The organism is Natrinema sp. CRL1 (assembly GCF_059162405.1).
Window position 1 is genome coordinate 69,353 of record NZ_JBLVOY010000002.1, and the last position, 15,598, is coordinate 84,950.

13 protein-coding genes are annotated in these 15,598 nt (G+C 61.7%); 8 read left to right on the top strand and 5 right to left on the bottom strand.

From position 1 onward, the window contains the following. Positions 1–5: 5 nt before the first annotated feature. The 3 genes from ACJYUO_RS06095 to ACJYUO_RS06105 form a co-directional block, all read right to left on the bottom strand. Positions 6–1,118 carry a hypothetical protein gene (locus ACJYUO_RS06095; RefSeq protein WP_494344505.1) on the bottom strand — a complete coding sequence of 371 codons (1,113 nt, stop codon included), beginning with the start codon at positions 1,116–1,118 and terminating at the stop codon, positions 6–8. 436 nt (positions 1,119–1,554) lie between these two features. Further along, a complete protein-coding gene (locus tag ACJYUO_RS06100) occupies positions 1,555–2,109 on the bottom strand; it encodes a hypothetical protein (RefSeq protein ID WP_494344506.1) in 555 nt (184 codons plus the stop codon). Between the two features lie 42 nt (positions 2,110–2,151). Beyond that, positions 2,152–2,688, bottom strand: coding sequence for a DUF7344 domain-containing protein (locus ACJYUO_RS06105; protein ID WP_494344507.1), 537 nt, complete (start codon positions 2,686–2,688; stop codon positions 2,152–2,154). Between the two features lie 428 nt (positions 2,689–3,116). Between ACJYUO_RS06105 and ACJYUO_RS06110 the strand changes: the two genes are divergently transcribed. The 7 genes from ACJYUO_RS06110 to ACJYUO_RS06140 all read left to right on the top strand — a co-directional run bounded on the left by ACJYUO_RS06110 (position 3,117) and on the right by ACJYUO_RS06140 (position 10,389). Beyond that, positions 3,117–3,671 (top strand): hypothetical protein, encoded by a 555-nt coding sequence (locus tag ACJYUO_RS06110; RefSeq protein WP_494344508.1) that lies wholly within the window; start codon positions 3,117–3,119, stop codon positions 3,669–3,671. A gap of 75 nt (positions 3,672–3,746) precedes the next feature. Then, a complete protein-coding gene (locus ACJYUO_RS06115; RefSeq protein WP_494344509.1) occupies positions 3,747–4,898 on the top strand; it encodes a CARDB domain-containing protein in 1,152 nt (383 codons plus the stop codon). Positions 4,899–5,020: 122 nt separating this feature from the next. After that, positions 5,021–6,199, top strand: a complete 1,179-nt coding sequence (locus tag ACJYUO_RS06120; protein WP_494344510.1) for a signal peptidase I — start codon at positions 5,021–5,023, stop codon at positions 6,197–6,199. A 139-nt stretch (positions 6,200–6,338) separates the two neighbouring features. Next, a complete protein-coding gene (locus ACJYUO_RS06125) occupies positions 6,339–7,523 on the top strand; it encodes a DUF5305 domain-containing protein (protein ID WP_494344511.1) in 1,185 nt (394 codons plus the stop codon). A gap of 208 nt (positions 7,524–7,731) precedes the next feature. Next, positions 7,732–9,393: a long-chain-fatty-acid--CoA ligase gene (locus ACJYUO_RS06130; protein WP_494344512.1), complete on the top strand. Its 1,662-nt coding sequence runs from the start codon at positions 7,732–7,734 to the stop codon at positions 9,391–9,393. A 242-nt stretch (positions 9,394–9,635) separates the two neighbouring features. Continuing rightward, positions 9,636–9,929: a MarR family transcriptional regulator gene (locus ACJYUO_RS06135; protein WP_006430384.1), complete on the top strand. Its 294-nt coding sequence runs from the start codon at positions 9,636–9,638 to the stop codon at positions 9,927–9,929. Positions 9,930–9,975: 46 nt separating this feature from the next. Beyond that, positions 9,976–10,389, top strand: coding sequence for a hypothetical protein (locus ACJYUO_RS06140; protein WP_494344513.1), 414 nt, complete (start codon positions 9,976–9,978; stop codon positions 10,387–10,389). A gap of 62 nt (positions 10,390–10,451) precedes the next feature. On the opposite strand, the gene ACJYUO_RS06145 is transcribed toward ACJYUO_RS06140, so the two are convergent. Both ACJYUO_RS06145 and ACJYUO_RS06150 read right to left on the bottom strand, forming a co-directional pair. Continuing rightward, a complete protein-coding gene (locus ACJYUO_RS06145; protein ID WP_494344514.1) occupies positions 10,452–11,357 on the bottom strand; it encodes an NAD+ synthase in 906 nt (301 codons plus the stop codon). Between the two features lie 515 nt (positions 11,358–11,872). Further along, complete coding sequence (locus ACJYUO_RS06150; protein ID WP_494344515.1) at positions 11,873–13,753, bottom strand: PINc/VapC family ATPase; 1,881 nt, start codon at positions 13,751–13,753, stop codon at positions 11,873–11,875. A gap of 156 nt (positions 13,754–13,909) precedes the next feature. On the opposite strand from ACJYUO_RS06150, the gene ACJYUO_RS06155 reads away from it, so the two are divergent. After that, on the top strand, positions 13,910–15,556 hold the full coding sequence (locus ACJYUO_RS06155) for a protoglobin domain-containing protein (RefSeq protein WP_494344516.1): 1,647 nt from the start codon (positions 13,910–13,912) through the stop codon (positions 15,554–15,556). Positions 15,557–15,598 lie beyond the last annotated feature (42 nt).

The window sequence follows — 15,598 nt, forward strand, 5'->3', positions numbered from 1 at the left end:
CCAAATCAGTTTGACTCGACATCTCCCATCACAACTGCACCGTCGCTGATCGTCGTACTGCCGCCGGCATCGATATCCCCTTCGACGACCGCACCCCATTCGACCACCACGTCGCCGTCGGCGCTAATGTCGCCGCGGATCGTGCTGTCACCGCCGATGACGACATCGCCGCCGGCAGTGATGTCGTCGTCGACCTCGGCGTTCCAGCCAGTTTCGACGTTTCCGTCCGCGGTGATTTCGCCGCCGACCGTGCTCGAGCCACCCGTTGTCACGTCACCGCCGGCCGTTATGTCGCCGCCGACCTCGGAATTCCAGCCCGTAGTCACGGACCCGTCTGTATCGATATCACCGCCGACAGTACTCGAGGAGCCTGTCGACACGTCACCGCCGGCTGTCACGTCGCCGCCGACCTCGGAATCCCAGCCCGTGGTCACGGACCCATCTGCATCGATGTCGCCGCCGACCCGACTCGAGTCGCCTGTCGACACGTCACCGCCCGCGTCGACATCGCCGGTGATCTCGGAGTTCCATCCCGACGTGACATCTCCATCACCGCTGACGTCTCCGTTTCTGACTTCGCTGTCGCCGACGGTCGGTCCGCCGTTACCCGGTCCGCCGGGATCGCCACCCGGCGGTCCGCCTCCACCGGGATTACACTCGTAGGTGAGCTCGCTCTGTACGGTGGCACCCGTAACCGTCACCCCATCGGCGATCGCCTCTTCGACGGTCACCGTGACGGTCGTCGTCTCGGACCCTCTCGGACCGCCTTGGCTACTACACGCGACGAGAACCGACTCGGTAGCGCCCGCTCCGATAGTCTCCGGAACGGTCGCCTCGAGGTCGCCCCCGCCGCTCGAGAACGCGACATCGACCTCGAGAGAGGTGGTACCTGACTCGAGATTGTTCCTGATCGTGGCGATTTCGGCCTCGTCGTTCGGCCCGTCGATCGTACCGTCGCTCGGGACGACGCCGATATACGCGTCCTCGCCGGACGCCGTTTGCATGTCCACGCCGCGGTCGGCAGCCATGGACGTAAACCCGTAGACGGGACCGGCGAGTACCACCGCTCCGACGACGATGAATAGGGCTCCGAAGACGGTGACGATATTTCCGGACATGATATTTTGTTGGTGTAATTCAATTCACTGGTTTCCGGTTCCGGAAGATCTACTGCATCTATAGCACTTCCAGGGATAAAACGGTTCCTGAAAAGGAATATCACGATATTTATAATTATGTGGGATGATTGTTGCTAATTTCGAAGGGCAGTGTGTCTTGGATGGCGGAGAAGGTCCTTCACTCTTGAACGGGGGAGATCCGTTTTTCATTGCTCTCCATGACACCGTTTAGTTGAGAAACTTTTCGCTATTTCGAGTGAATTGAGTGCATGATGCCCCTGAACTGTCTGAGTCACTATCTATGTATTATAACTTGAATACGTGCGATAAAATAAATCATATCACATATTTCACTCCGTGTTAAGAAGGTGCTGGCTATATCGCCTACTTGCATTGAGGTGAAACCATCCAGTAACACGATGTTATAACCATTCGGCTACTCGTCTTCGCACTCAACGGGGACCGACCGATTTAGCTCAACAGTAAGATCTTCAGATTCGCCCATCACTGCGGTGATCACTAACTCACCTGTACCACCGCTTTGATAATAGCTGCCAAAAAATCCACCCCGCCATTCTGCATCACACTGAAGATTCGCTTCGACAGTAGTTCCGTCAGTAGTCCACTCTCCAAGCGATGGGCTGTCAGCGTTTCCACCACTATTCTCAAGTGTGATATCTTTGACTTCTACATCATAATAATCTCCAGTGTTTGGATTGAGGACAATTATCTCCTCGGAAGAATACTGGTAATGCCAATTGATACACCCATACCAACGCCGATCACTACATTGGCGGTTACCATTACTCAAAAAGATGGGATCAGACTCGGTACCGAATTTTTCTACAGCCAACAATGCATTTTCGTCAGTTGCCGTTTCAATACCCACGCCTCTGTCGGCAGCCGTCGCGTCGAACGCACCGCTCGAGGCGATGAGGACAACCACGCCGGTGGCAAGCAGTGCGAAGCCGAGGAGTGTAATTACACGCATCGTGGGGTAATATCGATTTCCGAAGTCGTGATAGGGTCGACGCTACGGTGGTCGCTCCATCTCGCCGAGTTGCATTTGTTTGGTCTGTACGACGTGTACGATCGCCGATACTGTAAATAGCACAAACACTAACGTCGACCAGCCGAGTGCCGAAACTGTCTCTGTCGGGACGACTTCAAGCCACAACCCACCCATTACGACCGATCCGACGGCGGCCAGTCCCAGATAGTAGACTCCCCACGGAATTGAATCACCGGGAACGATGTCGAGATATATGTTCAGTTCGGTTGCCTCGTCAGTGAGTTCGATCGTCCGCTCGTCGAATTCGATGATGTCTGCCCGCTCGAGCGTAGGGAGGTGAGTCTGCTGCAAAGAGGTATAGACTCGCTTGCGTTCGGCGGAGGTGATTTCCTCGATCTCCTTATCGAGTTCCCAGGCGGCGACGTGTTCGGCAAGATCACCGAGTGGAACGGGTTCGTTTTCGTGCTTGCAGTAGTGAATGGTATAGCGGCGTCGCTGATTGCTCAGCAGATCGAATATCTCCCCCTGCTCCAACTGTTCTCTTTTTCCAATCGCCATCGAAGACCCCGTGTTAGCTTGAAATTAAGAACACCTGATATATAACGCTTACCGCCGAGTTATGTGGGATGCTATCATAAATCATTTTCTCAGGCATTCTGTGGGCGGTTTTCGGTTGGCGTGCTCTTCTCGAGATCGGTCGATATCCGTCGATTGTCCGACACTTAGCTACCACTTGTACCTATATTGGTTCTGAATTTGCTGGTGTCGCAGATCACTCGAGTGGAACCGTTTTAGGGGCCCTTGTCATGCTTGAGGCCGAATCGTACTTGTTCAGCATCGCCTTGAACGTCCGTATGGCTGGTCTTTCCGTGGTTCCGGTCACTCAATACAAAGTGGATACCGTTCGTGGGAGCGAGTAGGAACTGCGTTCCGGCACCTTCCGCGCGGCGGTGCTGGGCGTAGAGCGGAAAACTATAATCATGAGAATGAATCGACGCAACGTGTTAGTTGGATTGGGTACGATTGTCGCCGGCGGCGGAGCTGCCCTAGGGACGGGCGCATTTAGCAGTGTGACTGCAGATCGAACGGTCACTGTCAATGTGGAGGGTGACTCTAGCGCTTTTCTGGGTCTTTCAGAAGCTACTGGTGCTGGTAATTACGTCAGTACCGATGGTGACGGCGCAATCCAGATTGATATTGGAGAGGACGGGACGGACGGTATCAATACAAACGCAAAGACAACGTTCGACGAACTCGTCGCCATCACTAATAACGGTACAAATAATGTTGATGGAATTTCATTTGAGCTAAGTGGAACGAACGATCCTTCTAACGCTATTACAGTTACACCAGATGGGTTCGGCAACGATGGCTCTGGAACCTTTCCGGATGACGGCGGCAGCGGAGATGCAACAATCTTAGAACCTAGCGAGAGCGTTACTTTCGGGCTTGAGATCGACATTCGTGATAGTGAAGCAGGTACGGAAGCTGATCTTGAAGGAGTAACTCTCACGATCACAGCTAGCACCCCTGACAACTAGAGTTCATAATAGGTTACGATAACACACCTGTATTATTGTCAGATACTAGTATAGGGTGTGACTTATCGGAGAAGAATGACCTCATCTAAGATTTACCTTGTTGCTGCAGCTGCTTGTTTTCTTCTTGCACTGGCAGTCCCGACGGTCGCGATTACGGTCGGTGAAGACACGTCGGCTGACGATGTCGTCCTCGAGTCAACCTCTCAGTACGCTTCGATCGAAAACAGCACTCTCCGACTCGATTTCGAGGCACTCAATGCACGCGCAATCACGCACGTTGATGATGTCTTGACGATCACAGTCAACGACGACACTGTCGAGGCCGTGTGGATCAGCAACGGTGTCGACGGTCTTGAGTTCTACGCGAACGGGGATCGAACGGCCGAAATAACCGAGTCAAATCCACTCGACCTGTCCACCGATGAAACCGTTCATATTGGCGTCGAAGTCGATACCCACGACCGACTGGATCGGACCGGAAACTTCACCGTGGCAGTGCAGTACGAAGAAGAGACCGAAGACGACACAACTGAGTCCAGTGGGTCGACTGCTTCGCCGCCGATCGAGGCTTCAAACTTGACCGTCTCCCCAACCACACTCGAGACCGGCGCAACGACAACAGTGAACGCGACGTACCGAAACCTCGGCGAGACCGAGACGATAACGCCGCGGCTGACCGTCGACGGGACCGTCGTCGACCAGCAGTCGATCACCCTCGAGCCGGGAGAGACGGAGACGGTCAGTTTCGAGCGGCGGATGGACTGGCCCGGAACGTATGATGTCGGTATCGCGGGCGTCGGCACCGAATCGGTGACCGTCGAGGGGCCGCCGATCGACGTCGTCGAGGCGACGATCGACGACGCGGAACTCACGGCTGGCGAGACCACTGCCATCCGAGCGACGGTCAGGAACCCGACTGATACGGCGGTCGATCGCACGCTCGAGGTCGCGATCGACGGCATCGTCGTCGATAGCCGCGCCGTCACGATTCCGGCGAACGACGAGCGGACGATCGTCTTCGAGCGGCGGTTCGACGAGACGGGGACGTACGAGATCGAGGTCAGCGGCGTCGATGCGGGGACGGTGACCGTCGACGAGCGGCCGACGCTCTCGGTTCGGAACCGCGAACTCTCGGCGGCGACGACGGCGGCGATCGCGCCGCCGGCGACGGCGGGGCTGTTGTTCCTCGCGATGGCTGCGAACCGGCGGTGGGCGTTCGTTCGGTAGTCCTCGAGGCCAATTTTCGCCGGTCGTCTACCCCCGCCGTCGCTCTCGCGAGATTTATACCGGTGTAGAGACGTAATACAGTCGAACAGTCACTACACTATGACCGTCCTCCCCACTGTTCGATGACTGGCGGGCTCGCAAAGCGAGGAGCCGGGATCGCGATCGCACTGGTCGTCATCCTCCTGCTGGTCGGCCAGCTCCTCGGGCAGCCGATCCTGCTCGGCTACGTCGCGACCGGCAGCATGGAGCCGACGATGGACGCCGGGGACGGGTTCGTCGCGATTCCCAGCATTGCCGCGGGCGATGTCGAGGAGGGCGACGTGGTCGTCTTTCAGGCACGAGAACTCCACGACGGCGGGCTGACGACCCACCGCGTCGTCGGCGAGAACGAAGAAGGGTACGTCACGAAAGGCGACGCGAACCCGTTTACCGATCAGGACGGGGGTGAACCCCACGTCACCGACGGCCAGATCGTCGCTGAGGTCCTGCAGGTAAACGGCAACGTCGTGACCGTTCCGTACCTCGGGAGCGCGATCATGGGTGTCCAAGGGCTCGTAGAACGGGCCTACGGCACGATCGCGCCGATACTCGGGCTGACGACGTCCGCGTCCTCGGACGGCCTCGGCTCCATGCTCGTCGCGGTCGGCGTCGCCATGCTCGGTTTCGGCACGCTGCTCGAGCGGCTCGGGCCCGGAAAACGGGAGACACGTCGGTCGCGATCGCGCGAGAACGTGATCGCGTTCTGGGCCGCGCTCGGGCTCGTGTTACTCGTCTTCGTCACGTTCGCGACCGCAGCGATGGTCGTCCCGTCGGGGACCACCGAGTACGAACTCATCAGTACCGACGATCCTGACGACGATCCCCAGATCATCGCGCCCGGCGCGACGACGGAGCTCTCTCGCACCGTCGACAACGCGGGCTACCTCCCGGTGGTGGTCGTCCACGAGGCGGAGAGCGGGGGGATCAGCGCCGATCCCTCGCGCCAGACGATCGGGATCCGCGACAGCGGGGAGACGACGGTGACGCTGTCGGCTCCCGAAGAGCAGGGCGAGTACACGCGCCATCTCGGCGAGTACCGGTATCTCGCCGTGTTGCCGCCGTCCGTGTTGGGCTGGCTGCATTCGTTGCACCCGCTTGCGGCCATCGCAGCAGTAAACGGCGTCATCGTCGGCGTCGCCGTCGCCATCGTGCTCGTGCTCTTCGGCAGCGGCGACATCCGATATCGGTCGAGCGGTGGGAACGCCACGCTCTCGACCCGCCTCGAGCGGAAACTCCGAAAGTGGCTTCGGGATCGAGAATAGCCGCTCGAGCCACTATGCTTATAGGAGTCTATTTCTTTCACTTACACATGTATTGTCCCGATGCCCGACCAGTTCGGAAACGAACGGTTCGGCCAGCGGGCACGGTCGGAAGGAGCGGCCGGGTCTCGGAGGACGACGGATGATCGACAATCCGCGCCTCGAGCTCTTGCTCGTCAAACAGGGGCGGGCGATCGCCATCGCGTTGATCGTTATCGGCGTCCTCGCGATCGGCGCGACCGGGTGGGCCGTCGCGAATCCGGAGACGACGACCTCGCCGCAGTTCGACGAGGAGCGTGTCGGGACCGGGGCAGAGACGAGCGCGTACGTCACTCAGAACGGCACGCTCTGGACCGAAGGCGACCGGCTCACCAACAGTTCGGTCTACGTGTTGAACGCCTCCCCCGAGCTCACCGTCGAACCGGAGACGACGCTGCGAAACGAAACCGGCGGCGTCCCGATCGAGGATGGGGACGTGACCCACGAACTGCGGCTTCGGTTCGAGGCGGTCCGCGACGGCGAGACCTTCTGGAACGAGTCCCGACAAGTGCTCCGCGACTCGCCGTCGGTCGAAGACGGGGTCGCGACCTCGGAGACGACGATCGATATGGCGGCCTATCAGCAGCGACAGCGCCAACTCGAGCGCGAAATCGGCGGTATCGGCTCGGTCGAACTCACGATGGAACTCCGCGTCGAGTACGACACGGGGAATCATCGGGGCACGTTCACGACCGCGACGCCGGTCGTGATCACGGACGACGCCTATTGGCTGGGCGGGTCGCTGTCTGACTCGGCCTCGCATAGCCACCGGAGCGGCACGGTACGGACGACTGAATCCCGAAGCCCGGCGCTCATCGGCGGGCTCTCGGTGCTCGGGACGCTCTCGCTTGCCGGCGGGGTGCTCGTCGCCCGCCGGTCGCCGACGGATCTCGAGGCCGCCCGCCGCGCGGTCCACGAACAGCGGTACGCCGAGTGGATCTCGCGGGGATCGATCCCGATGTGGATCGGCGACTACCACGTCTCGCTCGATACGCTCGAGGACGTCGTCGACGTCGCGATCGATACCAACGAGCGCGTCGTCCACGACAAGCAACGGGGGCTGTTCGCGGTCGTCAACGACGGCGTCGTCTACTACTACAGCGACCGCGGGCTCTGGGAGGAGACCGCGTGGCCGGAGATGGACTTAGAGCAACAGCCGGCCGTCATCGACGGCGATCGGGAGATGTCGGTCGAGGAAATCGCCGAGCTCGACCCAGCAGACGAGTTCGCGTCCCCCGACGATCCGGACGGGTTCGAAGACGACGAGGACGTCTGGAACCAACTGTAACGCCATCAGTGGGCTGCGGGCGGCGCGACTCGAGGCGGTTTTTGTGGGGTAACTCCGGAGGATTGCTGTCGACCAGCGATCGGAACTATTTCGTCGCCGCTGGTCGGGTCGCAGGTTCCTGTCCGTACTACGACCTGACTCTCGGCCGCCGACAGTACCCGATCGCCGATCATGCAGATATAATAGTGATAAACAAAAATCGTGAGGTATGCAACGGCCACTCGTTGTCACCGATTTCCTCGAGCAGGCACGCGCCTACTACGAGGACGAGGAAGCGATCGTGGGGACCGACGGCGACCGATACACCTACGCCGAGTTCGGCGAGCGGGTCGACCGGTTCGCGGCGGCGCTCCAGGATTGGGGCATCGAGAAGGGCGATCGCGTCGCCGTCCTCGATCCGAACACCCACTATCACCTCGAGGCGGCCTTCGGCGCGATGCAACTCGGCGCGGTGCACACGCCGCTGAACTACCGGCTCGAGCCGGCCGACTACGAGTACATCCTCTCGGACGCGGGTGTCGACGCGATCTTCGCGGATTACGACTTCGCCGACAAGATAGAGGAAATCCGCGACGAGGTGCCGACCGAGACGTTCGTGACGAACGACGCGGACGCAGTGGAAGGTAATTGGGAGGAGTTCGATGCGGTCCTCGAGGAGGCGGGCACCGAGTTCGACCAGCCGGAGATGGCCGAAGACGAGATCATTACGATCAACTACACCTCGGGGACGACGGGCGATCCGAAGGGCGTCTGTCGAACCCACCGGACCGAGACGCTTCACGCCTACCTGATGTCGATCTACCACGAGATCACCGACGACGACACCTACCTGTGGACGCTGCCGATGTTCCACGTCAACGGCTGGGGCCACATCTACGCGGTGACTGGCATGGGTGCCACTCACGTCTGTACGCGCGGGGTCAACCCTGACCAGGTCGTCTCGTCGATCCGCGAGGAAGACGTCTCCTTCCTCTGTGCCGCCCCGGCAGTGCTCAACCAGCTGATCGACTACTACGAGAGCGAGGGCGCTGCGCCGAAAGGGCAGCGAGACGGAGGCGGTGAAACCGCCGAAGCAGGCGAGCCAGCGATGACGGGCGACAAGCAGGTCCGGGTCACGACCGCAGGCAGCGCGCCGCCGGAGGCGACCATCCGTGCCGTCGAGGATCGCTTCGGCTGGTATCTGAAACACCTCTACGGCGCGACCGAGACGGGGCCGCTGATTACCATCTCCGACGCGAAGCGGCTCATGACCGACGACAACCGCTTCGAGATCAAGAAACGACAGGGGATGGGCGTGCTGGGAACCGACGTTCGCGTCGTCGACGAGGACGGCGAGAACGTCCCCCGCGACGATCAGACCCTCGGCGAGATCGTCGTCCGCGGCAACCAGATCATGGACCGCTACTGGAACAAGCCCGAGGAAACCGAGGCGGCCTTCAACGACCGTGTCGAGGGCTACTACCATACCGGAGACCTCGCGACTGTCGACGAAAACGGCATGATCGCCATTCGGGACCGGAAGAAAGACATCATCATCTCCGGGGGCGAGAACATCTCGAGCATCGAACTCGAGGACACGTTGTTCGACCACGACGCGGTCGCGGACGCGGCGGTGATTCCCGCGCCGAGCGACGAGTGGGGGGAGACGCCGAAGGCGTTCGTCGTGCCGTCGAACGGCGATCCGACCGATCCGCCGGTGTCGGCGGCGGAATTGACCGAATTCACCCGCGAGAACCTCGCGAGTTACAAGGTCGTCCGCCGAATCGAGTACGTCAAAGAACTACCCAAGACTGCGACCGGTAAGACCCAGAAGTACGAGTTGCGCCAGCGCGAGTGGGCCGACGAAGATCGGATGATCGGCGAGGGATGATCACCCCGTCGTCGTCAGACATACTGACAGTGACAGCTATCTGAGTATACTCTGACTGGAGGGGTCGCTCGAGGTGAGTACCGTCGTTTTTGACCGGTTTCGACGGATCGTGGGTGGCACTCGGATTCGGCTTTTCGTCGGCTCAGCACTCACTTTACCGGCAAAACCGTCACGGAATCTAGTACGATTTCGTCTCCGGTAAGGCTCAACTTTTATACTGCTGGGGCCTTTCGATTCGTAGTATGGCAGAGACCGACGGGGAGGCGATCGAAGACTTGCCACCGAGCGCGAAACTCGTCTTCAAGGTTCTCGAGTATGACGGGCCACTAACGCAAAAACAGATCGTCGAGGAATCGATGCTCTCGGCCCGAACGGTACGATACGCGCTCGAGCGCCTCGAAGAGATCGGGATCGTCGACGAGGATATCTATTTCGCCGACGCCCGACAGAGTCTCTACCGGCTCGAGGAACCGGTCGCGGCCGACGGGAACGGCGTCGAGGAGTCCCCGAAGAAAGACGCGTGCTGCGCTGAATAACGGCGAGAACGGCAGGATTATTTTCCAGCGGTGATCGGGTTTCGATATGGACAAACAGCGGTTACCGCGGTGGGGCTGGCTACTTGTCGGCCTGTTTCTGGCGGCGTTGATCGCGAACCTGCTCAACTGGCTCGTCGTGCTCCCGAGCGGGCTCCCCGAGGCCTACCGATCGATTACGGTTATCGCGACCATGTCTCCGGTGTTGATCTACGTCGGCGTCTGGTACGACGCGGACAAACAGCATTATTGGACGCACTCTAGGGTCCGAATCGTCGGCGATGTTCTGTTCGTCGTAGCGGGGGCGACGCTTGGCTCGGCCATCGCGCTCGTCGCGATCGTCGGCTTTGGTCTCCCCGGCTTTCTGCAGGACGTCCTCGCGATGGCCGGCGGCTTCCTCCTAGCGTGGGGGCTGTTCTGGTGGCGCAATCCGGATCTCTACAGCGTCGACGCCGAGCGCTGAGTCCGCCGAATCTGTGCCGCGAGCGGTTCCGATCCTGATCGACGCGACTGCGACCCCTTCGGTTATTCCGTGCCGTCGCCGACTCGTTCGTCGTCGCGGCCGGCGATTCCCGGCGTCGGCGGCGTCGTCCGTTTGTGTGCGGTATTAGCATAGCGAGCCGCGATGTCTGCGGCCGTCTCGCGGTCGATCCGCAGTTCGCCGATGGCGTCCTCGAGCGGTAATCCCTCTTCGACGAGCCGATAGAGCAGCGGATCGATGACGTCGTACCGCGCGCCGAGTTCGTCGGCGTCGGTCTGCGTGGCCCAAAAGCCCGCTGTCGGTTCCTTGCTAACGATCCGGCGGGGGAGCCCGACGTGTTTCGCGAGCGCTCGGACCTCCGTCTTGTAGCAGTCGCCGATCGGATAGGCGTCGGCCGCGCCGTCGCCGTACTTGGTGAAGTAACCGAGGAGTCGCTCCGAGCGGTTCGCGGTGCCGAGGACGAGCCGCGACTGGCGATTCGCCGCGTAGTAGGCGACGATCATCCGGAGCCGCGCGGTGACGTTCCCGGTTTCGTGGGTTCGCACGTCCGGCGTCCCATCTTCGGCGTCCGATTCGAGGGCGCTTGCGACCGTCCCGTCGAAGGCCTCGAGCAACGGCCGCAACTGAATCTGCTCGAACTCGATGCCCATTCCCTCGGCGATCGTGCGGGCGTCGCTCACGTGGGCTCCGTCGGTTTTGCTACTTGGCAGCCCCAACCCGAGAACGCGGTCGTTCCCGACGGCGTCGACCGCCAGCGCCGCCGTCAGCGTCGAGTCGATCCCGCCGCTCATCGCCACGACGACGCCGTCAGCTCCGGCGTCGGCGACCCGCGTCTGGATATCGGCGACGATCCGTTCGCGAAGCGCCTCGAGCGACTGGGTGTCCGTGAGAAACGGTCCGTTCGTGCGTGCGATACCCGAGTAGACGAACGTCTTCCTATCTACGCTCATACGTTGGAATCACTCTGTTGTGCTCTATTCATCCAAACGATTGTCTTGTATATGAAGGTACTGCTTGTCCACGTTGCAATTTTGGTAGTAGTTCACACGCATGCGGTCGAACGCCGCTGATATTTCCGACAGATCGTCCATCGACCTCGCTCGAAACCCGTCCGTTTTTGTACGGGTGTACTAGTCCGTTGCATTCGTCCGCTCCGCGTCCGGACCGATTATCGATCGCATTTCCTCGTGCGCGCTGTGGCCCGCTCGAGGGCTGACGTGATCGGGGCCGTGCGAGACTCGAGTTTTACGCGTACCGGCTTTGCTGGCCGACTCGCTCGTACAACAATCTCCACCAAAAAGTCGATCTCACTGCGTTCGGTCGCGGTTCGCCTGCTTACGACGGCACGATCGTTACCGGATCCTTGCCGGTGGACCTTTTTCCACTCGGGTCGGCGAAGCCGACCGCTCGTGCAAAAATCTCCACCAAAAAGCCGTTTCACTGCGTTCGGTCGCGGTTCACCTGCTTACGACGGCACGATCGTTACCGGATCCTTCCGGTCGATCGCTCGCTCGAGTTCCTCGGCGATCGCGCTCCCGCGTGACACTTGAATTTCGCCCCCGCGGCTCACCGTCGCGGTGAAGAGGTACTCGCCGGCGGCCTGCACCTCGACCGTCTCGCCGTGGTTGCCGTCGACGGGGATGACGATGTGTCTCGAGGTGATTTCGGGCTGGACCATCTGGCCGGGCTGTGAACCGCCGCTGCTCCCGCCGCCGTTGGCGCTAGCACCACCGGAGCCGCCGCCCGCGCCGTAGTTGGGGTTCTCGTCGTGGGTCCGGACGTCGATGTCGATCCCCAGCCGGTTCTCGACGTCGGTGATGCGACCGCCGCCCTTGCCGATGACCGTCGAGATGTCGTCTTCCTCGACGTAGACGACGGCCTTATCCTGGCTCTTGAGTTCGACGTCGACGTAGCCCCGCGCAATCGAGCGGATCTCCCGTTCGATTTCCTGTTTGGCGATGCGGTCGACGCCGGACTCGGTGCCGGGGCCACCGTCCTCGTCGTTCAGCGGGACGGTGACGACCTGTCGGTTGAAGGTGTAGATCTCGTACTCGGGCTCGCCAGTCTGGAAGTTCGTGACCTGAATGACCGGACGAGCGAGATCCTCCTCGGTGAGGCCCGCGGGGACCTTGACCTCCGTCTTTACGTCGTAGACGGTGTTGACTTCCCCGGCTTCGATGTAGACGACCGTGTCGACGACCTGAGGAATCATCCCGAGTTCGACCCGCCCGACGAGCCGTTGGAGCGCGTCGATCGGCCGCGTCGCGTGGACGACGCCGATCATGCCCACACCCGCGAGGCGCATGTCCGCGAAGACCTCGAAGTCGTCGGTCTTGCGGACCTCGTCGTAGATGGTGTAGTCCGGCCGGACCATCAGCAGGGCGTCGGCGGTCTTTGCCATCTCGCCGCCCAGTTCCGTGTACTGGGTGATGTCGGGGCCGACCTGCAGGTCCCGCGGCTTCTCCATCGTCTTGACTGAGTAGTCGTGATCCGCGATGTAGCGGGCGACCGCTTGTGCGAACGTCGACTTCCCGGCTCCCGGCGCACCCGAGATGAGGACGCCGCGCTGGCGCTCGAGCAGGCGATCTTTCAGCTCGTCGGCGTGCTCGTAGTCTTCGATGTCGGTCTGGGCGATCGGTCGGACGGCCGTGATCTCGATACCGTCGGCAAAGGGCGGGCGGCCGATCGCGATCCGGTAGTCCCGGAACTGGACGATGTTCATGCCGGGCTCGGAGAGTTCGAGGAAGCCCTCGGGGGACTCCTTGGCAGCGTCGACGACCTCGCGAGCGTACTCGTCCATCGTCGCCTCGTCGAGCGGTTCGTCGGCGATCTGCTGGTAGCGCATCTCACCGAGTTCGCCCCGCTTTGCCATCGGTACGGCGTCGGTCTTGAGGTGGACGCTCATCGTCTCGTCGTCGAAGAACTCCTCGACCGCGAGCGTCCCGATCTCACGGACCTCGGGGGAGACGTGCTCGACATCGAGCCCTTTGGCCTGTGCGACCTCGGCCTGGACGACATCGCTGGTGACGAAGGTCGCGTCGAGCTCCTCCGCGAGGTCGCGGATCAGCGCGTCGATCTCGCCTTCGGAGGCGTGGCCGCGCTCGATGGCATTGGGTCGCTCGCCGACGTACCGGAGTTCGATGACTCCATCATCGGCGAGGTCGGCCAGCCGCTGGAGTTCTTCTAACCCGTCCCAGCCGCTGTCGATCCCGTCGTTGGCCTGCGCCTCGAGTTCCGCGACGACGGCTTCGGGCACGCAGATCGTCGCTCCCTCGAACTGCCCGTCTTCGATAGTCGCCGAGACGCGGCCGTCGATGACCACGCTCGTATCCGGCACGACGTTCATACGTAAACTGGTTCACGTACGCCTATAAGGGTGTTCACAGCAAATCCACGGGATTCGGTTGCAGTCCGCACGCGCCATCTACTGTATGAGTCCCGTGTTCCTATTCAGTGGGAATATTCACGGAAACTTAACGGATCGACCGAACACGTTTCCCGCATGCAACCGCAGGAGACGTTCGGGCGTGGGGGACTCAACGGCTTTCTCGACGTCGACGACCTCGTCGATCGCATCGGGCTCGACGAGGACGAAATCGCGTGGCGAAAGGAGTTCATCGGATTCGACGAGGACGACGAACAGCGGCTGTCGGACCTCGAGCCGATGGTCCAGGATAACGCCGAGGCGATCGCCGACGACTTCTACGAGAACGTGTTGCACTACGAGCAGACGCGAGCGATCGTCGACCGGTCGCCGAAAGACGTCGACGCCCTCAAGCAGACCCAACAAGCATATCTCGTCTCATTGGCCTCCGGGGAGTACGACCGGGAATTCTTCAAGAACCGGGCGCGGATCGGAAAACTCCACGAGCTACTGGACATGCCCCTGAAACAGTACGTGGGCCAGTACGGCGTCTACTACGACCTGATTCTGTCCCGACTGAACGAACGGGTCCAGCAACAGGTCATCGACGCCGTCGAGGAGTGGGCCGCCGAACGCGAGGCCGAGGCCGACGACGGCGGTCTCGGTCGCGTCGTCGGCGCGCTGGGACTCGGCGGCGGCACCGAAGAAGCCGCCGACGGCCTCGAGGACTCGTTCGAGGCCGCGGTCAGAGAGGCCATCGACGACGGCATGATGGACGTCCTCTCACTGCTGCGGATCATCAACCTCGATATGCAGGTCGCGACCGACACGTACGTCGACTCCTACGCGCAGCGACTCGAGGAGTCGATCGAACGCCGCAAACGACTCGCCCAAGAGGTCGAAAACGATGTGCAGGGGCCGATCGCCGAACTCCACGAGTCGAGCGAGGTCGTCGCGAAGCGCGCGGAGGCGATCAGCGAGCACACCGAGTCACAGGCGACCGGCATCGCGCGGGCCGCGGGCGAACTCAACGACGTGAGCGCCGCCGTCGAGGAGGTCGCGAGCGTCGCCGACGAGGTCAGCGAGGAAAGCGACCGAACCGAACGACTCGCCGCCGAGGGCGTCGACGCGGCCGACGACGCGTTAGACGAACTCGAGGCGATCGAGAACGCGACGGATCGCGTCGCCGACGCGGCCGACGCGCTGGCCGAACGGACGGACGAGATCGACGAAATCGTCGACCGCCTCGACGATCTCGCGGAGCGGACGACGGTGCTCGCGGCCAATGCGAAGATCGAGTCGACCAGATCGGACGCCGACGGCGGCGAAACCATGGGCGTCATCGCGAGCGAGGTCCGCTCGTTCGCCGAGCAGACGAAATCGGATCTGGCCGAGATCGAGGCCGCCGTCGAAGCCGTCCGCGAGGACGCCGCGGCCACCGTCGAAACGACCGAGGAGACGGTCGCTCGCGTCGACGCCGGCACGAACCGGGTCCGGGAGACCGTCGACTCGCTCGAGGCGATCCACGAGTCGGCCCGCGAGACCGCTTCGGGGATGGAGGACATGGCGGCGGCGGCCGACCAGCAGGCCCGCGGCGTCGAGGTGACGGCACAGACGCTCGACGACCTCTCGGAGTCGGCCGACACGGTCGCGAGCGCGGCGGAGTCGGCCGCGGCGGCCAGCCAACAGCAGACGGCCAGCCTCCGCGAGGTCCGGGAGTCGGTCGCGCGTTTGACCGAGGACGGCACCGGCGACACCGCCCCGGTCTACGAACGGCTCGGCTGATCGCGACGGACCTACCGGTCGCGGGTTTCGCTGCACTGAACA